The sequence below is a fragment of the Corynebacterium cystitidis genome (assembly GCF_900187295.1).
Lineage (GTDB): Bacteria > Actinomycetota > Actinomycetes > Mycobacteriales > Mycobacteriaceae > Corynebacterium > Corynebacterium cystitidis.
This window is the reverse complement of the sequence record NZ_LT906473.1, coordinates 2053060-2071437: the sequence shown is the minus strand read 5'-3', so window position 1 is coordinate 2071437 and position 18378 is coordinate 2053060. Positions and strand designations below refer to the sequence as shown.

Genomic DNA, 18378 nt, shown 5'->3' with positions numbered 1-18378 from the left:
ACGAGAAAGGTAACGGTCACTTCCATGACCATGACAGATCCAATCGCGGATATGCTGTCGCGCGTGCGCAATGCTAACAATGCGCACCACGACACCGTGTCCATGCCTTCCTCCAAGCTTAAGGCGAGCATCGCCGAGATCTTGAAGCAAGAAGGCTACATCGCTGACTACACCGTCGAGGACCAGAAGGTCGGCAAGACCTTGTCCCTCGAGCTGAAGTACGGTCCGTCTCGCCAGGCGTCCATTGCTGGCCTGCGCCGTGTTTCCAAACCAGGTCTGCGCGTGTACGCAAAGTCCACCGACCTTCCTCAGGTGATCGGCGGCCTCGGCGTGGCTATTATTTCCACGTCCCAGGGCCTGCTGACCGACCGTGAGGCTCGCGAGAAGGGCGTAGGCGGGGAAGTCCTCGCTTACGTCTGGTAATAGGGAGGTAAGAACATATGTCACGTGTAGGTAAGGAACCTATCGCAATCCCTAGTGGCGTCGAAGTCAAGATCGATGGCCAAGACGTCGATGTCAAGGGGCCAAAGGGGTCCCTGTCCTGGACGATCCCGGCACCTATCACTATCGCTGTGGAAGACAACGAGATTGTTGTTTCCCGCCCAGACGACCAGCGTGAGAACCGCTCGCTGCATGGTCTGTCTCGTTCCTTGGTTAACAACCTCGTTGTTGGTGTCACCGAGGGCTACAAGATCAACATGGAGATCTTCGGCGTTGGTTACCGTGTGCAGATGAAGGGTAAGGACCTTGAGTTCTCTCTCGGTTACTCGCACCCGATTCTCATCAAAGCGCCAGAGGGCATCACTTTCGCTGTTGATGGCAACACCAAGCTCTCCATCGAAGGCATTGATAAGCAGCTGGTAGGCCAGGTCGCGGCAAATATCCGCCGTCTGCGTAAGGATGACCCATACAAGGGTAAGGGCATCCGTTACGAGGGCGAGCAGGTTCGTCGTAAGGTCGGAAAGACGGGTAAGTAAGCATGAGCAATACTGCAGAGAACACCAAGCGCACCCCCATCGGCAAGGATATTTCCAGCCGCCGACGCGAGGCACGCGCTCGTCGCCACTTCCGCATTCGCAAAACCTTGCGGGGCACCCCAGAGGCACCACGCCTCGTGGTGCACCGCAGCTCCCGCCACATGCACGTTCAGGTCATCGACGACCTGGCCGGTCACACCCTGGTTTCCGCTTCCTCCATGGAAGCAGATGTCCGCTCCGCAGAGGGCGACAAGAAGGCCAAGGCTGCAAAGGTCGGTCAGCTCATCGCTGAGCGCGCAAAGGAAGCCGGCATCGAACAGGTCGTTTTTGACCGCGCTGGCTACAAGTACCACGGCCGCGTCGCCGCTCTGGCAGACGCTGCACGTGAAGGTGGGCTGAAGTTCTAATGACCACCATGACCATGAACATCAACGGAAGGAATGCGTAATGCCGGGACGTGAACGGCGTGACGGCGGACGCTCCGCCGAAGACCAGAACAACAAGAACAACCGCAACGAGCGTGGTGGCCGTGGCCGCCGCGACGACCGTCGCCAGAACGACGATCGCGACAAGTACATCGAACGCGTAGTCTCCATCAACCGTGTCGCGAAGACCGTTAAGGGTGGCCGCAACATGTCCTTCACCGCCCTCGTTATCGTGGGCGACGGCCAGGGCATGGTCGGTGTAGGCTACGGCAAGGCCAAGGAAGTTCCTGCCGCAATCCAGAAGGGATCCGAAGAGGCTCGTAAGAACTTCTTCCGCGTCCCTATGGTTGGCGGAACCATCCCGCACCCAGTCCAGGGTGAAGCCGCAGCAGGCATCGTCATGATGCGCCCAGCAGCTCCGGGTACCGGTGTGATTGCCGGTGGCGCGGCACGTCCAGTGCTGGAGTGTGCTGGCGTGCAGGACATCCTGTGCAAGTCCCTCGGTTCCGACAACGCGCTCAACGTCGTGAAGGCGACCGTTGCGGGATTGAAGGATCTGGCTCGCCCAGAAGAGGTTGCAGCGAAGCGCGGCAAGTCCCTCGAAGAGGTTGCCCCAGCTCGCATGCTGCGCGCACGCGCAGGACAGGAGGCATAAACCATGGCTTTGAAGATTACTTTGAAGCACGGCAAGATCGGTACCAAGCCACAGCACCGTGCAAACCTTGAGGCCCTTGGCCTGCGCAAGATCGGCCAGTCTGTTGTCAAGAAGGACAACGCGGCTACTCGCGGCCAGATCCTCGTGGTGCGCCACTTGGTCACCGTCGAAGAAGTTGCAGGGGAGTAGGTTACACAATGAGCGACATTATTAAGCTCCACGATCTGCGCCCAGCAAAGGGTGCAAACAAGCCAAAGCACCGCGTCGGTCGCGGTGAAGCTGGTAAAGGTGGCAAAACTGCTGGTCGCGGTACCAAGGGTACTAAGGCGCGGAAGCAGGTTCCACACGCATTCGAAGGTGGCCAGACGCCACTTCACATGCGTCTGCCAAAGCTGAAGGGATTCAAGGCGCGCAACAAGGTTGTCTACCAAGTAGTCAACGTTGCAGACCTCGAAAAAGCCTTCCCACAGGGAGGAGACATCGCAGTTGCAGACATTGTCGCAGCTGGCCTGGTTCGCAAAAACCAGCCTGTCAAGGTCCTGGGCAGCGGCGACCTAGGCGTTAAGCTTAACGTCACCGCAACCAAGTTCTCCAAGTCTGCAGTGGAAAAGATTGAAGCAGCTGGAGGTTCCGTCACCGAGGCCTAAGTTTTCAGGTCGCGCTTGACGACGAAGACAGCGCCCCACACCTTAATGGTGTGGGGCGCTGCTGTGTTTAAGAGCTCAAGAGCGCACCGCACAAATTGTGCAGGAGCGAAACTCTTATGAGGCTGGCAGTCCTTCCTTTTCTGCAGCTGCCTTCGCCGTCGCGTACTTTTCGCGAGCACTCTCGATGCCAGTCTGAGCTTCCGCGATCTGTGCTTCCAGGCGGGCAATTTCCTCTTCGGCTTCAAGCATGAGCTCGGTAGCCTTGGTCGGTGCCTTATCAGACTTCTTGGAGCCAGCATCATTGGGGACGAACAGGATGATAGAGGACAGTGCGATAAGTGCCATGATGAGGATCGCAAACATGCCAAACATGCCTGCTTCGCGGACCACCGCATTGTCTTGGCGGCCAGTGAACTCGATGACGTTGCCCAGCATGGTGGAATCCGATGTGCTCATCGCGACATAGATGGATGTTGGGATTGCGGCACCGAAAGCGGCGCCGAGAGAGGAAGCCATCTTGTACACGCCAGAACCAGCTCCAGCTTGTTCGTCGGGCAGAGACGATAGCGCAGCATCGGTGGATGGAGTTGCGTAGAACGCCAGGCCGAGACCGAACAGGCAGTACGAGATTGCCACAAGGACTGCATAGGTAGAGGCCATGGTATTGGTGAACAGTAGCATTGCGATGGAGATAATCACGATGATCGCACCCCATAGCATCGGCTTTTTCGCACCGAATTTCTGCAACAATTTCTCACCAACGCGAATAAACGCGATGATGAACACGGCGTAACCAATTGTAAGGTAGCCGGCTTGTGTAGCGTTCCATTCAGCAGCATCTTGGATCACCCAGAGGGAGATGGGGATCAAGCCCGCAGTGGCGTTGATCATCAAGTTGGAAATTGTGGCACCGGTGAAGACTTGGTTGCGGAACAAATTGAAGTCAACGAGCGCGTTGGGGTTTCCGGATTCAACCTTAATAAAAGCGGTGAGCGAGATCACCACCACGCCGATAAGGGCCCAGGTGATCCAGTTCGTCCACCCAATTACGGAGCCTTGGGTAACTACCAGGAGCAAGGATAGAACGAACAGTGCCAGAGTGATGATTCCCGGCCAGTCGGTTTTCTTGGGGGAGTCTTTCGCCGGGGCATCTTCAGGGATTTGTCGCATCAGCAGGATGGAGATCGCCGAGATGATGGCGGACATGATAAAAATGGAACGCCATCCGAACATGGAGGTAACCATCACACCACCGAAGACGGCTGCCAGTCCAGATCCACCCCACGAACCCATCGACCACATGGAGACTGCGCGCTGGCGGTCTTTACCCTCCCAGTAGGTCTTCAACAGCGCCATTGTGGATGGCATGATGAAGGCTGCGGATAATCCTTGCAGAATACGGCCTACTAGGAGCATGCCTGTGCCGATGTCACCGCTGACAGCGAGGCCAACCAGTAGGGAACCAATAATGTTTAAGATATTTCCCCAGTTGGCAACTTTTACACGGCCAATTTTGTCGGCGAAGCCACCGGCCACAACAATGAACATGCCGGAGAACAGCGCCGAAAGTGAAATGGCGATGTTCATGATTGCAGGTGGGGTGCCAATATCGGATCCCATCGCTGGGCCGATGTTCAGCGTTGTTTGGGCGAACAGCCAGAAGGTAACAACGGCGAGAACAATACCCGTCAAAGCGGAATTGTTACCTTTGAATTGCTGAGTGTTTTGCAGTGTTGATTGCACGGTTAAATCCTTTTTTAGAGAAGGGCCGCCCGGAGACGGCTGCATGACATGTTCAGTTGGTAGTGCGACACAGCCACGGAGAAGCTGCAACCACGATTGCTTCTGCTCCTCGGTCGAGGGTGGGCTGCAGGTCAGGTGCGAAAGCAGGGTTGTGGTTTCCTGGCGCATTTGCCTGGTCTGCGAAGCCACCAAGCCCCCAGTAGGTGTAGGGGACTCCCAGATGGGTTGGAACAATGGAGAAGTCTTCCGACGCTGGAATTGGGTTAAGGTCAATGGACTCTTCCCCGAAGTAGGAATCAAAGGCTTCCCGCACGGTGTCAGTTGCATCCCCGTCATTGTCGGTCAGGGGGTATACGTCGTAGTACGTGAACTCTGGTTCGCGTGGGCTGCGTGCTGCCTGGCATTCGCCGCGTACGAGTCGTTCGATTGCTTCCCGGATATGGTCGCTGACTTCTTGGCTGTAGGCGCGAGTGTTGATGAGAAGTTCGGCGGAATCGGGAATGATGTTGGATTTGGTTCCGGAGTGGATTGATCCAACGGTAACAACGGCGGTTTCGCGCGCTGCTACCTCGCGGGAGACGATGGTTTGCAGTCGGGTGACAATAGTTGAGGCGAGCACTACTGGGTCAACGCCAAGCTCGGGCATGGAGCCGTGTGAACCCTTGCCAAAGATTTCTACCTTCACCGAAAAAGCTTGTGAGAGGACAGGTCCGCGGCGCGTGCCGACGAAACCCCCTGGCAGCGAACCGAGGACGTGCTGGCCGAGGTACACATCTGGACGTGGCATGGCATCTTGAATGTTGTTCTCCACCAGGTCACGCGCGCCGGAGGCCGTTTCCTCACCTGGCTGGAAAACACCGATGAATGTGCCACTCCAACTGTCTGTGTTCTCTTTGAAAGATTGGAGGGCACCTAGCAGGCACATGAGGTGGTAGTCGTGGCCGCATGCGTGAGCCGTGGGGACCTCTGTCCCAGTTTGTTCGTCCACTTGAGTTGCGGTTGAAGCGAAGTCTTTGCCTGAAGCTTCTTTGACTGGAAGGGCATCAATGTCGGCGCGCATTGCGACGATCGGGCCGTCTCCGTTTTCGATGGTGGCGACGAGGCCGGTGCGTCCTACTCGGGTGTAGTCAACGCCGTAGCGTTCGAGTTCTTCCCTGATTTTTGCCGAGGTGGCATCTTCTTGCATGGACAGCTCAGGGTTTTGGTGGAAGAACTTGAGGAGTTCTTCTCGCTCTGCTCTGGTTTCGTCGAGGGTGGAAAGGATTTGGTCAATTGGCTGTTTGAATGTCTCCATAACCTAAAATCTACACCTTGCGGTGTCGATTGCTAGGGAGTTCGCCACTTATCTTGGTTTTAGTGACTGTAATCCCTGCAATTTCACAAAAGTTAAACTTATCGTAACCTGATGTTCATTTTCCGGAATCAAGTTCCAGGCGTCGACGTTTTGCTATTTCGAGTCGCTCCGCGCGCTGTTTACGCTCTGCCTCTTCAAGCTCCTCGTAAACCTCTTCTTCCTCGTCGCTTAGCCCTATCACCGCCCGAGCAGCGGCTGAGCCTAAGCCACCGGCTATGAAGGCGAGCCAGAAATAATTCCACTGGAATACAAACAAGCCTAAAAAGAAAACGGCCATTGTCACGGTCCAGATGGCTGCATCGGCGACGGCGACTTTCTTCCCCCGAGCCATTACATCATCGAGGTCTACTGCGGCACTGCTTACTGGCACCTGGGCCAGGCTATGTGGCGGCATGGTTGCAGCTGTCGGCTGCGTGCCGTCGCTAAGGTCTGGCAGGTCGTCGAAAAGCACGGAGATCTCATCCTGGTACTCCGCAGAAGCAGCAGAAGCGGTGCGGCTATCGAACTCATACACGTCGAGATAACCCTCGGTGAAGGCAGTACTCAGCTGATCAAGGGCTTCACTACGTTCACGGTTACCAATACGAATGCGCTTTGGGGAGGAGGAAAGGTCGTCCATGGGGTTCAAATTAGCACAGCGTGAGCGTGGTAGTGATCACTCCGCGCGTCAGCCCCGGCAGGGCCTGATAAATGGAGCTACGTGCATGTTCTTCCACGCTTACAAGGACATGCTCGCTAAACCGGCCGAGATGCTTATCGACGAAGCTTCGCAGGATCTCCGTGTACGCGCCGACTGAGGGCGCCAAGGCAGTAATCTGGCGGGCGATATGCCCCACGCACAACAGTTGGAAACCGATATGGTCGGCAGGCATTGCGTCGGTGCCGGTGGAAAACCCGACCTGGCGGTAAATCTCAGCGACCTCCGCGGTTGCGGAATCGAAGACTAGGCCATCGGGGGAGAAGTAGGGCGACTCATATGGCTGGGCGAGCGGAGCACCAATGCCGGTGAACAAGTAGAGGTGATCGCGTTTAAGCTCATCAGCAGAATCTGGTGAGGCAGAGCGCAGCATCTGAGTAGCTGCTTGGGAGTGGTCGTCGTCAAGCGGCCAGTCCCGCAAGAACTTTTCGTCGTGAAGCGCGGCTGCTAGCGCAGGTCGCGGGGCCTCGAGAAAAAGCTGGCCAACGATGTCGGCCGCGATTGCCAACCGCTGTGCGCGATTTGCCTCCATTAAATTCCTACCTTGTCGATAGCGCCGTAGAACAGGAAGCGGCCAACCAACTCGGCGATCACCACAGCGATATAGGCGACGGTAATCAGCGTCATATTCAGCCCGCTCGGGCGAGTGCGACGGTTCCCAAACGCCAAAATGAGTCCCACGATAAAAGCACCAAGCAACAGGAGGCAAATACGGATCACAAACGCGGTGGTATTGAAAGCGAATTCGGCTTCATTCGGGCCAGCCGGGCGTGAATGAATAAAGACCATCACGATAAAGATCAACGGCACAACAATAGTTAAGGCGATGCCGATCCAGCGCAAACTGGCAGAGATTAAGTCCCACACCTCCTCTTTCTGCTCCTCGGTTTGATCAGCATTGCGCGCAGACGGGATGAGCCGCTTAATCAGCGGAGAATCCTCTAGCCAGTTATATGCGGTCAGTGCGACAGCAATTGCCAGAAGGCCAGTGACAGCACCCGACAGATAGAACGAGGCCGGGGTTGTCCAGCGGTTCCACGCCGGGATGGTGGGAAGCATGTAGAGGTTCGCCATGGTGTAAATAAACCCGAGGCCGACTAGCGCAGTAAGTACCGCGATCCCGGCGCGTACACGCACTGTAAACCAGTCGAAGAACTGGGAGGCGGCGAACAGGAACCCAAGACCTGCGAAAACACACCCTGCTACCAGCTCCTGGGTCAAACCGGACGAGCCAATGTTGCGGATCACATTGGGTGCGTTCAGAGGGTTGCCAAGGTGAAAGAACGCCAAAACGAAGCCCGCAATCATGATCGGGCCGATGGCATACAGGGCGGGAACGCAGATGCGGTCAATCGCGTTGCTTGAAAAACGCAAACGCCCAAACACGGTGATACAGCCCAAGACGAAGAATGCGCCGACCGCCATTTGTCCAAAGACCGTGAAAAACGTCAACGGCCACTCGTGCAGATTCATGGTTATACCTCTGTTTAAACCTCGGTAGGGTTGGCAATCTCGCCAGCCTCAGAACGGTCCCACGGCTTGGCATCTTTGTGCGGTCTCATCGTCAGGCGTGGTTCTGTCAGCGATGGATCAGGAAGTGGTGCGATGCCGTTGACATCGCCGTGCTCTTCGCGCAACTGATCAATCGGGCCCCAGTCCAAAGCGCGCGATGGGCACGAGGCCACACAAGCCGGCTCTTTGCCTTCCGAGCGATAATCGGCGCACAGGTCACACTTTGTCATCACGCCCTTGTCCACATTGAACTGCGGAGCAGAGTATGGGCACGCCCATTCGCAGTAGCGGCACCCTACGCACTTATCTGGGTCGACGGTTACTACGCCGTCTTCACCGACGTGCATCGCGGTTGTCGGGCAGACTTGGGTACATATTGGGTTATCGCAGTGGTTGCAGGAAATGGAGGTGTAGTAGGTGAAGGTGCTATTTTGCATCACACCATCAGAGTTTGTGGCCCAGTCACCGCCTGAATACTCCACCACGCGCCTCCAGTTCACACCGATTGGGGTGTCGTGCTTATCCTTGCACGCGATTTGGCAGGCCTTACAGCCGTTGCACAGCGTTTGGTCGAAGTAGAAGCCGAGGCGCTTGTTCACGCGGTCCTTGCCTGCATCAGAAGTAGTATTTTTGGTTTCGTTGGCCATTGTGGTTTTCTCCTCGCTTATGCTTTCTCGACCTGGCAAATAGCAGTATGTTGGGCGTTGCCCTTCCCAAGAGGTGAGGGTTGCCAGCTGGTCAGCGTGTTAACGGATGCGCCTTCATCCACGCCTCCGTCCTTCGGGTTAAACCACGAACCCTGGGGGATGGAGATCACACCGGGTGCGATTCGCTGGGTGACTCGAGCGATGGACTTGATCCGCCCGCGATCGTTGAAAGCGAATACTTCGTCGTCGTTTTCGATGCCCCGGCTAGACGCATCCATCGGGTTGATCCACAGCACCTGAGGGTGGGCATCGTCGCGAAGCCAATCGACGTTGGCGTAGGACGAGTGCGTGCGGCCTTTCGTGTGGTGCCCAATGACCTGGAGGGGGTACTTCTTGTTATTGGACGCAGCCTTTGCCCCTTCCCACGTATCCACATGTTCTGGTAGCGCGGTGAGTTTGTTGCCCGGCAATGATTCATCGAACTCCCATTCGCTGATCATGTTGTGCAGCGTCTCCGAGAAGATCTCGATCTTTCCGGATGGAGTTTCGAGGGGGTTGGCCACAGGGTCTTTCCGGAAGTCTTCCAGTGCAATGACGGATTCGCCTTCACGACGCCACACCCCCATCTTCTGTAGTTCATCGAACTCGGGAAGCTCAGGGATTTCCTTGCGGGACTCATCCAGCGTGTATTTGACCCATTCTTCCTGGGTGCGGCCTTCAGTGAACTTATCGCGCACACCGAAACGTTCAGCCAGATCTGCGACGACGTCATAAATCGGGCGGCATTCATACAGAGGTTGAATCGCAGGCGAAGCCAGAATGGTGTACTCCAAGTTGCCGGCCGAACCCTGCTGGATCACGTCTAACTGCTCCGCAGTCGATGCATCCGGCAGAACATAATCGGCGTAGCGGGCAGACACAGTCATTTGAATATCGCTAACCACGACCAACTCAGCCTTGCTGTCATCCTTGAGTAGTTCGATTGTACGATTCAAGTCTGAATGCTGATTCGTGTGCGTGTTGCCAGCATATTGCCACAGCATTTTGATAGGCACGTCCAGCTTGTCTTTCCCCTGCACACCGTCGTGGGTGGCGGTCATTTTCTCGCCATGGTCCACAGCGTGCGTCCACATTGCCACCGGGATCGACGTTTCCACCGGGTTCTCATACTGAGTATTAAACGGGTAGGTCATCGGCAGGGACGCGGAGCCCTCGCGAGCACCCGTGCCACCACCAGGGATGCCGATCTGTCCTAACAGTGCTGCAAGTGTAAACACAGCACGTGCCTGATTTTCGCCATTGGCGTGGCGTTGTGGGCCCCACCCTTGAGTGATGGAAACCGGCTGTGCGGTTCCCATCTCACGGGCGAGCTGGCGAATATCTTGAGGGGGAACACCGGTAATCTTCGAGGCCCACTCAGGGGTTTTTTCGATTCCATCTGGACCTTTGCCCTCGATGTAGGCGCGGTACGACGCGTTCTTCGGGGCACCTTCCGGCATGTGCTCTTCATCGAAACCGACACAGTACTTGTCGAGGAATTCTTGGTCGTGGAGGTTTTCGTCGATAAGCACATGGGCGATGCCGGCCACAAGCGCGGCATCGGTTCCGGGGCGTAGTGCAACCCACTGGTCGCCAAGGCCTACCGACGTTTCCGAATACCGCGGATCGATAATAATCGTGCGAACGCCATGCTTCTTCTTGATCTGCTGGGTGACAAATGTTTCGCCGCCACCGGACATGCGGGTCTCCAGCGGGTTATTGCCGAACATCACTTGGAGTTTCGAGTTTTTGACATCGTCGAAAGAATTCGAGGTCACCCAATCTCCGTAGTGGTAGGGGTAGGCGGCAGTGATCTGCGCTGTGGAGTAGTCGGAGTAGTGGTTGAGGTAGCCGCCGATCAGATTCATCAACCGTGCAAAGGGTGTTTCCACAGGTGGCCACGATCGTGCGATCGTGCCCCCAATCGTGCCAGTGCCATAACTCAAGTAGATGGACTCATTGCCATAATCGGAAATGAGCTGCTTCATCTTGTCTGCAATCTCATCGAGAGCCTGGTCCCAGGAGATCTCCTCCCACTCACCTGCACCACGTTCGGTGCCAGGCTTGCGCTTCAAAGGGGTCTTCAACCGGTCTGGGTTGTAGATGCGGTGGCGAATGGAACGGCCACGCACGCAGGCACGAATCTGCTGGGAGCCAATTTCATTGTCTCCGGCATCCTCCGGCAGGACTCGGGTCACGCGTCCGTCTTCCACTTGCAGCTTCAGCGGGCAGCGTGAACCGCAGTTGACGGTGCACGCCGACCACACGAAACTCGGATCAGCGGTGGAGTCTCCTTCGGCAGCCTGAGCTTCTCCCACTCCAGGTGTGCCACGGAGGAGGGTGCCACCGGCGGCTCCGACCGCCATTGCGGTGCCTCCGACAAGGCCGGACCACTTGAGGAAGCCACGCCGGGTAACCGCGGTGGGATCGGTTTCTCCGGTGTCTGTCAACTGGGCACTTGTGTGCGCCTCGGGCGTTGCTGAAGTCATCCAAACCCCTTCGATTTAGGGCTTCACCAGAGTGAAGCATGCAGCTTTAGCTTCAGATTACGTCGGTTCTTTTATAGGGTCAACTTTGATGATATTTATTTAATTAATAATAAATTACCCGGAGAAAATCCTTTCCTGCGTGGATTGGTTGAGATGCTTTAATCTGTTGAAAAACTGTTGAAAGATATAGGTCTTTCGCCATAGTGACCCCAGAAACTTACTTTTGTACATCCGGCTGGTAGGGTAGGAACGTCAATAATGTCTAACGCGCCCCCATGCGCGTTGCTAGTGAAATTCAACGACTTTCCGCCAGTAGTCAGGCTTGGTGGAAGCCAGGAGGCTTTGTGTCCGCCATTCTTCAGGTGTTTAAGGACCCGGATCTGCGCAAGAAGATTCTGATCACTCTTGCGCTGATCATCCTGTACCGCATCGGTGCCCAGATCCCAACCCCGGGTGTTGACTACGCAACGATCGCTGGTCGTTTGAGCGCGCTTACCGACGAGAACTCGTCCGTATTCTCCGTGATCAATCTGTTCTCGGGTGGCGCACTGCTCCAGCTGTCCATCTTCGCTATCGGCATCATGCCGTACATTACGGCGTCGATTATTGTGCAGCTGCTGACTGTAGTGATCCCGAAGTTCGAGGAACTCAAGAAGGAGGGGCAGTCAGGACAAACCAAGATGACGCAGTACACGCGCTACCTCACCGTGGCGTTGGCGTTGCTGCAGTCAGCGGGCATTGTTGCTTTGGCCGACCGCGAACAGTTGCTGGGTCGAGGTGTGTCAGTGCTCGTGGAAGACCGCAACCTGTTCACTCTGATCATGATGGTCGTGGTCATGACCTCCGGTGCCGTGCTAGTCATGTGGCTTGGTGAGATCATCACAGAAAAAGGCGTGGGCAACGGTATGTCCCTGCTGATCTTCGCTGGTATTGCGACCCGCCTGCCAACCGACGGCATGAACATTCTCGAGCAATCTGGCGGGCTCATCTTCGCAGTTGTCGTTGTTGCCGTGATCGCCTTGGTTGTGGGCATTATCTTCATCGAGCAGGGCCAGCGCCGCATTCCGGTGCAGTACGCCAAGCGCATGGTTGGTCGTCGTCAGTACGGCGGATCCTCGACTTACCTGCCATTGAAGGTCAACCAGGCCGGCGTGATCCCCGTCATCTTCGCGTCATCGCTGATGTACATGCCGTTACTGATTACTCAGATTATTTACTCTAACCAGGTAACACCGCCAGATAACTGGTGGCAGCGTAACGTCATGAGCTGGCTGCAGTCACCATCGTCATGGCAGTACATCCTGGTGTATTTCGCTCTGATCATCTTCTTCTCGTACTTCTATGTATCGATTCAGTATGACCCGAATGATCAGGCCGAGAACATGAAGAAGTATGGTGGCTTTATCCCGGGAATTAGGCCGGGTCGACCAACCGCACAGTATTTGGGTTATGTGATGAATCGCTTGCTGTTTGTTGGTGCGATCTACCTGGCAGTGATTGCTGTGATGCCGAACATTGCACTGGACATGGGTCTTGGCTCACAGTCCATGATGTCCTCATTCGGCGGTACTGCAATCCTGATTATGGTGTCCGTGGCCTTGACCACGGTGAAGCAAATTGAATCCCAGCTCCTCCAATCCAATTACGAAGGACTCTTGAAATAATGCGACTCGTACTTCTCGGCCCTCCCGGGGCAGGCAAGGGCACCCAGGCGGAAATCCTATCCGACAAGCTCAACGTGCCACACATCTCCACCGGTGACTTATTCCGTGCCAATATTGGTGAGGGAACCCCACTCGGTATCGAGGCAAAGAGCTATATCGATGCAGGCAAGCTCGTCCCAGATGATGTCACCGTCCGCATGGTGGAATCACGTCTGGCGGAACCAGATGCAAAGAATGGGTTCCTGCTCGACGGCTTCCCACGGAACACCGCCCAGGCAGAAGTGTTGGAAGAGATGCTGGAGAAAAACGGCACTCGGCTCGACGGCGTACTGAGCTTCGAGATTGACGAGGATGTTGTGGTGGAGCGGATGCTTGCCCGCGGTCGCGCCGACGATAACGAGGAGACCATTCGTACCCGTCTTGAAGAGTATCGGGAGAAGACGAAGCCGGTTACCGACTACTACGGCGATAAGATCATCGCGATTGATGCCGAAGGCGAAGTCGACGAGGTGAACGCCCGCGCAATGGAGAAGCTGGGCAAGTAAGCGCGCTTTTCGACGTTTCACTCGGCCAGGCCGGTACCCTAACAGTTTTGTCGGGTGCCGGCCTTTAGCTTTGAAAAGCACCCAACAATAAACCGAGGAATCTAAGTATTAGATGTAGGTATTAGATGTAGGTAAAGGAGGCCACCACGGTGGTGTTTCGCAAGAGAAAAAAGATGATACCGGCCAAAACCCCTGCTGAGCTCGACGCCATGGAGGCGGCTGGCCGCATCGTCGGCATCGCGCTGCAAGAAGTACGCAAGGCTGCGGTTCCGGGGGTGACAACGGCAGATCTGGACAAGGTTGCAGAAGACGTGATCCGCTCCCACGGGGCGATCCCCACCTTCTTGGGCTATCAGGGGTTCACCGGTTCCATCTGTTCCAGCGTCAACGAAGTGGTGGTCCACGGAATCCCCACCGACGAGCTAGTGCTGAAAGAAGGCGACCTGGTCTCCATCGACTGCGGCGCAACTTTTGAAGGCTGGGTTGGGGACTCAGCCTGGAGTTTCGGTGTCGGTGAGCTTGCCCCGGACGTCGATAAGCTCAATCGTGCCACCGAGCAGGTGCTCATGGAAGGCATGCAGGCCATGGTTCCGGGTAATCACCTGACAGATGTATCGCACGCGCTGGAGCAGGCCACATATAAGGCAGAGCGTGATTTTGGGATTAAGTTGGGCATTCTCGACGGGTACGGCGGCCACGGGATTGGGCGCGTAATGCACGAAGACCCTTTCCTTGCCAATGAAGGCAAGCCAGGAAAGGGCCCGATCATCCAGGAAGGTAGCGTCTTGGCGATCGAACCCATGCTGATCCTGGGTGGGGAAGTGGACTCGGAGGTGCTTGACGACGATTGGACCGTGGTGACACTCGACGGTTCCCCAGCAGCGCACTGGGAGCACACAGTAGCTGCCACAAAGAAGGGACCCCGCATTCTGACCCCCCGAACCTAGCCTTTCTGTGTTTCCAACTGTCTGATTGATTTGCTACAGGATATGATCTCGGTATGTCGAAGTTTTCCCTCCGTATGATTGCAGTTGCAGCAGCCGCGGTGATGGCGGTCGCTGCTGTCCCCGCACAGGCCACAGCGCAGCCTGCTTTGCCCGATTTATCCGTAATGTCCAGCAACCAATCTGAGCTATCCAGCCAGATCGGTTTACCAACACCGGAGCAAGCGCGTGAAGGTGGGTGGCAGACCCGCAATGACTTACATGGGCAGATCGACACTTTGCCACCGGGTGCACACACCCAAGTTCTAAAGGACGCCGTGGACGGCGGTGTGGAAGTATTTCACCCCGGTCTGATAGCCCAAAAGAAGGCGGAGGCAGCTGAAGCTGCTCGCCAGGCTGAGGCAGCTCGCCAGGCGGAGGAGCAGCGTCGCGCGGCTGAAGCGGAACGCCAAAGGCTCATGAACATCCCACCGGGTGTGTGTCCACCGGCCGCAGAAGCCTGTATCGATGTAAACGGGCAGCGAGCCTGGTTGCAGCGCAATGGCGTAGTTACCCACGGGCCTGTCCCAGTGTCCACCGGTGCTGATGGCTATGACACCCCGCAGGGCTGGCACAAGGTCAACCGCAAGGTGCGCGACGAATACTCACGTGAGTACAACATGGCACCGATGCCATACTCGGTCTACTTCACCTATAACGGCATCGCCTTCCACCAAGGCGACCCCACCCTGCTCTCCCACGGATGCGTGCACGTACCTGGTGGCCACGCGAAGGTCTTCTACGACAATCTGCACATCGGCGACGATGTCTACGTCTGGGGCGATTTGGACCGCGGCGTTCCCAACGGGCGCCTCTAGTACTAGATTCTGACCAGCAGCTACCTCTCTCCCTTAACAAGGAGAGAGGTTTTGCTTTTCCCAGCTCGCGTACTATAGTTGGCCATTGGTGTGTACAGTTGTGCCACACCGTGAAAGTAGAAGTACAAAAACGCAGGTAGTCGTCGTTAAGCGACTGCCGGGAATGTGGAGTAGATGGCTAAAGAAGGCGCAATCGAGGTCGAAGGCAAGATTATCGAGCCTTCACCCAATGCAATGTTCCGTGTCGAGCTCGACAACGGGCACAAGGTTCTTGCGCACATCAGTGGCAAGATGCGCCAGCACTACATCCGCATCCTGCCGGAGGATCGCGTCGTCGTGGAGCTTTCCCCGTATGACCTGGACCGCGGACGCATCACGTACCGCTACAAGTAAGAACATAAGCCTCCTTATCCAGGGTGTGCTCCGCACACGCAAAGTTGTGTGGACCACACCTGTTTTTACCTCCGGCTGCGATGGCTGGAGCCACGTATATCACGACCCAACTTCCGGAAACGGACCGGAGCAAGCGTCGGTTGGCGTGGACGGGTAGGGAGAAAACCATCGTAACAACCCGAAAGGCACGTACCACATGGCACGTCTAGCTGGTGTTGATCTACCACGCAACAAGCGCATGGAGATCGCACTTACCTACATTTATGGCATTGGCCCAGCTCGTGCAAAGCACTTGCTGGACGAGACCGGCATTTCCCCCGACCTGCGCACCGACGACCTGACCGATGATCAGGTAGCCGCTCTGCGTGACGTGATTGAAGCAAGCTGGAAGGTTGAGGGTGACCTCCGCCGCGAAGTCCAGGCTGACATCCGCCGCAAGATTGAAATTGGCTCCTACCAGGGACTACGCCACCGTCGTGGCCTGCCAGTCCGTGGTCAGCGCACCAAGACCAATGCTCGTACCCGCAAGGGTCCGAAGAAGACCATCGCAGGAAAGAAGAAGTAATCAATGCCTCCTAAGTCTCGTCGCGGTCGCCGCGTCGTAAAGAAGAATGTGGCCCAGGGCCACGCGTACATCAAGTCCACCTTCAACAACACCATCGTGTCGATTACCGACCCTTCCGGTGCTGTGATCTCTTGGGCCTCGTCCGGCCACGTTGGGTTCAAGGGCTCCCGTAAGTCCACCCCGTTCGCCGCACAGATGGCCGCAGAGAACGCTGCCCGCAAGGCCATGGATCATGGCATGAAGAAGGTCGACGTTTTCGTCAAGGGCCCAGGTTCCGGTCGTGAAACCGCAATCCGTTCCCTCCAGGCCGCAGGCCTTGAAGTGTCCTCAATCTCCGACGTGACGCCACAGCCATTCAACGGCTGCCGTCCCGCGAAGCGTCGTCGCGTCTAAAGGGAATTAAGGAAAGAGGTTTAAATCATGGCTCGTTATACCGGCCCAGCAACCCGTAAGTCCCGTCGTCTCCGCGTCGATCTCGTCGGCGGCGACATGTCCTTCGAGCGCCGCCCATACCCTCCGGGGCAGGCAGGCCGCGCCCGAATCAAGGAATCCGAGTACCTCCTGCAGCTGCAGGAAAAGCAAAAGGCTCGTTTCACCTACGGCGTCATGGAGAAGCAGTTCCGTCGCTACTACGAGGAGGCAAACCGCCTTCCTGGTAAGACTGGCGATAACCTGCTGATCCTTCTCGAATCCCGACTGGACAACGTTGTTTACCGTGCAGGTCTGGCTCGCACTCGCCGTCAGGCGCGTCAGCTGGTCTCCCACGGACACTTCACCGTCAACGGTAAGAAAACCGATGTCCCGTCCTACCAGGTGACCCAGTACGACATCATCGATGTTCGTGAGAAGTCCCGTAAGATGATCTGGTTCGAGGAAGCTCAGGACAACCTGGTTGACTCCGTTGTCCCAGCATGGCTCCAGGTAGTTCCTGAGACCCTGCGCATTCTCGTGCACCAGTTGCCCGAGCGCGCTCAGATTGAGGTGCCCATCCAGGAGCAGCTCATCGTCGAGCTCTACTCGAAGTAAACACTTCACCTCCGTACCCCACCGATGCAGTCACAACAGACCGGCCTGCGTGCTGGTACTGCCCTCGGTTCTGGGGTCGGGGAAATCTTCCAAATATTCACCCCTCTCGGCGTCAAATAGCGGTCGCCAAAGGAGAAGAACATGCTCATTTCACAGCGTCCTCAACTCACCGAGGAATACATCGACACCAACCGTTCGAAGTTCGTCATCGAGCCACTCGAGCCAGGTTTCGGTTACACCCTTGGTAACTCCCTTCGTCGCGTGCTGCTGTCGTCCATTCCGGGCGCAGCCGTCACCTCCATCAAGATCGATGGTGTGCTCCACGAGTTCACCACCATCACCGGTGTGAAGGAAAACGTCTCAGAAATCATCCTGAACATCAAGGACTTGGTCTTGTCATCCGACTCTGACGAGCCGGTTGTCATGTACCTGTCCGCGGAGGGCCCAGGCCAGGTCACCGCAGGCAGCATTCAGCCGCCGGCGGGCGTGGAAATCCATAACCCGGATTCGCACATCGCAACCCTGAATGAGCAGGCAAAGCTGGATATGGAACTGGTTGTCGAGCGTGGCCGTGGCTACGTCCCAGCAATGCCAGATTCCGCAGGTGAGGTTGGCCGCATCCCGGTCGACCAGATCTACTCTCCAGTTTTGAAGGTCAGCTACAAGGTCGAGGCGACTCGCGTTGAGCAGCGCACCGACTTTGACAAACTCACCATCGACGTGGAGACCAAGAACTCCATGAGCGCGCGCGACGCGCTGGCATCTGCAGGTTCTACCCTTGTTGAGCTGTTCGGCCTTGCCCGTGAGCTCAATATCGAGTCTGAAGGCATTGAGATTGGCCCCTCCCCGCAGGAGACCGAGTACATCGCTGCCTACAACCTGCCGATTGAAGACCTTAACTTCTCCGTCCGCTCTTATAACTGCCTGAAGCGTCAGGAGATCCACACCGTTGGTGAGCTTGCAGAGTGCACCGAATCGGACCTGCTGGATATCCGGAACTTCGGCCAGAAGTCCATCAACGAAGTCAAGATCAAACTTGCTTCGCTGGGATTGACCCTGAAGGATGCACCGGAAGATTTCGACCCGACCCAGATCGAGGGCTATGACGCCGAGACCGGCGACTACATCGATGGTGGCGCGGAAGAGACTGAGTAAATACTGAGTAAATAGAGCCCAAGCGCTCACTAACCGCACACTAG

22 protein-coding genes are annotated in these 18378 nt (G+C 56.4%); 15 read left to right on the top strand and 7 right to left on the bottom strand.

Features of this window, described 5'->3' with window-relative positions:
• The first annotated feature begins 24 nt into the window (after window positions 1-24).
• Genes rpsH through rplO form a run of 6 tightly spaced genes read left to right on the top strand, consistent with a single transcriptional unit; the run spans window position 25 to window position 2704 of the window.
• Window positions 25-423, top strand: a complete 399-nt coding sequence (rpsH, locus tag CKV99_RS09775) for a 30S ribosomal protein S8 (protein ID WP_092256405.1) — start codon at window positions 25-27, stop codon at window positions 421-423.
• A gap of 17 nt (window positions 424-440) precedes the next feature.
• Entirely contained in the window at window positions 441-977 is a 537-nt protein-coding gene (gene rplF, locus CKV99_RS09770; RefSeq protein WP_092256402.1) for a 50S ribosomal protein L6, read from the top strand.
• A 2-nt stretch (window positions 978-979) separates the two neighbouring features.
• On the top strand, window positions 980-1384 hold the full coding sequence (gene rplR, locus CKV99_RS09765) for a 50S ribosomal protein L18 (protein ID WP_092256399.1): 405 nt from the start codon (window positions 980-982) through the stop codon (window positions 1382-1384).
• 40 nt (window positions 1385-1424) lie between these two features.
• Window positions 1425-2057 (top strand): 30S ribosomal protein S5, encoded by a 633-nt coding sequence (gene rpsE / locus CKV99_RS09760; protein WP_092256395.1) that lies wholly within the window; start codon window positions 1425-1427, stop codon window positions 2055-2057.
• A gap of 3 nt (window positions 2058-2060) precedes the next feature.
• The gene (gene rpmD / locus CKV99_RS09755) at window positions 2061-2246 is read left to right on the top strand and encodes a 50S ribosomal protein L30 (RefSeq protein ID WP_092256393.1); all 186 of its coding nucleotides are present in this window, start codon (window positions 2061-2063) and stop codon (window positions 2244-2246) included.
• A gap of 8 nt (window positions 2247-2254) precedes the next feature.
• A complete protein-coding gene (rplO, locus tag CKV99_RS09750) occupies window positions 2255-2704 on the top strand; it encodes a 50S ribosomal protein L15 (protein WP_092256391.1) in 450 nt (149 codons plus the stop codon).
• Window positions 2705-2818: 114 nt separating this feature from the next.
• On the opposite strand, the gene CKV99_RS09745 is transcribed toward rplO, so the two are convergent.
• The 7 genes from CKV99_RS09745 to CKV99_RS09715 all read right to left on the bottom strand — a co-directional run bounded on the left by CKV99_RS09745 (window position 2819) and on the right by CKV99_RS09715 (window position 11185).
• Window positions 2819-4447 (bottom strand): MFS transporter, encoded by a 1629-nt coding sequence (locus tag CKV99_RS09745; protein WP_197697182.1) that lies wholly within the window; start codon window positions 4445-4447, stop codon window positions 2819-2821.
• A gap of 52 nt (window positions 4448-4499) precedes the next feature.
• Entirely contained in the window at window positions 4500-5741 is a 1242-nt protein-coding gene (locus tag CKV99_RS09740; RefSeq protein WP_092256385.1) for an amidohydrolase, read from the bottom strand.
• A gap of 115 nt (window positions 5742-5856) precedes the next feature.
• Window positions 5857-6420 carry a DUF1707 SHOCT-like domain-containing protein gene (locus tag CKV99_RS09735; protein ID WP_092256382.1) on the bottom strand — a complete coding sequence of 188 codons (564 nt, stop codon included), beginning with the start codon at window positions 6418-6420 and terminating at the stop codon, window positions 5857-5859.
• A 10-nt stretch (window positions 6421-6430) separates the two neighbouring features.
• Window positions 6431-7030, bottom strand: a complete 600-nt coding sequence (locus CKV99_RS09730) for a TorD/DmsD family molecular chaperone (protein WP_092256380.1) — start codon at window positions 7028-7030, stop codon at window positions 6431-6433.
• Window positions 7030-7971: a dimethyl sulfoxide reductase anchor subunit family protein gene (locus CKV99_RS09725; protein ID WP_092256377.1), complete on the bottom strand. Its 942-nt coding sequence runs from the start codon at window positions 7969-7971 to the stop codon at window positions 7030-7032. The genes CKV99_RS09730 and CKV99_RS09725 overlap by 1 nt, the downstream gene beginning before the upstream one ends.
• A gap of 14 nt (window positions 7972-7985) precedes the next feature.
• A complete protein-coding gene (locus CKV99_RS09720) occupies window positions 7986-8657 on the bottom strand; it encodes a DMSO/selenate family reductase complex B subunit (RefSeq protein ID WP_092256374.1) in 672 nt (223 codons plus the stop codon).
• 17 nt (window positions 8658-8674) lie between these two features.
• The gene (locus CKV99_RS09715; protein ID WP_177178087.1) at window positions 8675-11185 is read right to left on the bottom strand and encodes a DMSO/selenate family reductase complex A subunit; all 2511 of its coding nucleotides are present in this window, start codon (window positions 11183-11185) and stop codon (window positions 8675-8677) included.
• 344 nt (window positions 11186-11529) lie between these two features.
• Between CKV99_RS09715 and secY the strand changes: the two genes are divergently transcribed.
• The 9 genes from secY (at window position 11530) to CKV99_RS09670 (ending at window position 18334) form a co-directional block, all read left to right on the top strand.
• Complete coding sequence (secY, locus tag CKV99_RS09710) at window positions 11530-12849, top strand: preprotein translocase subunit SecY (protein ID WP_092256372.1); 1320 nt, start codon at window positions 11530-11532, stop codon at window positions 12847-12849.
• Window positions 12849-13394: an adenylate kinase gene (locus tag CKV99_RS09705; RefSeq protein ID WP_092256370.1), complete on the top strand. Its 546-nt coding sequence runs from the start codon at window positions 12849-12851 to the stop codon at window positions 13392-13394. Before secY ends, CKV99_RS09705 begins: the two co-directional genes overlap by 1 nt.
• 173 nt (window positions 13395-13567) lie before the next feature.
• Window positions 13568-14341, top strand: coding sequence for a type I methionyl aminopeptidase (map, locus tag CKV99_RS09700; RefSeq protein ID WP_408607536.1), 774 nt, complete (start codon window positions 13568-13570; stop codon window positions 14339-14341).
• Window positions 14342-14394: 53 nt separating this feature from the next.
• The gene (locus CKV99_RS09695; RefSeq protein WP_092256366.1) at window positions 14395-15195 is read left to right on the top strand and encodes a L,D-transpeptidase; all 801 of its coding nucleotides are present in this window, start codon (window positions 14395-14397) and stop codon (window positions 15193-15195) included.
• Between the two features lie 174 nt (window positions 15196-15369).
• Window positions 15370-15588 (top strand): translation initiation factor IF-1, encoded by a 219-nt coding sequence (infA, locus tag CKV99_RS09690; protein WP_092256363.1) that lies wholly within the window; start codon window positions 15370-15372, stop codon window positions 15586-15588.
• 196 nt (window positions 15589-15784) lie between these two features.
• A complete protein-coding gene (gene rpsM, locus CKV99_RS09685) occupies window positions 15785-16153 on the top strand; it encodes a 30S ribosomal protein S13 (protein ID WP_092256360.1) in 369 nt (122 codons plus the stop codon).
• Window positions 16154-16156: 3 nt separating this feature from the next.
• Window positions 16157-16546, top strand: a complete 390-nt coding sequence (rpsK, locus tag CKV99_RS09680) for a 30S ribosomal protein S11 (protein ID WP_092256357.1) — start codon at window positions 16157-16159, stop codon at window positions 16544-16546.
• Window positions 16547-16573: 27 nt separating this feature from the next.
• Window positions 16574-17179 (top strand): 30S ribosomal protein S4, encoded by a 606-nt coding sequence (gene rpsD / locus CKV99_RS09675; protein WP_092256354.1) that lies wholly within the window; start codon window positions 16574-16576, stop codon window positions 17177-17179.
• Between the two features lie 141 nt (window positions 17180-17320).
• On the top strand, window positions 17321-18334 hold the full coding sequence (locus tag CKV99_RS09670) for a DNA-directed RNA polymerase subunit alpha (protein ID WP_092256351.1): 1014 nt from the start codon (window positions 17321-17323) through the stop codon (window positions 18332-18334).
• Window positions 18335-18378: the final 44 nt, after the last annotated feature.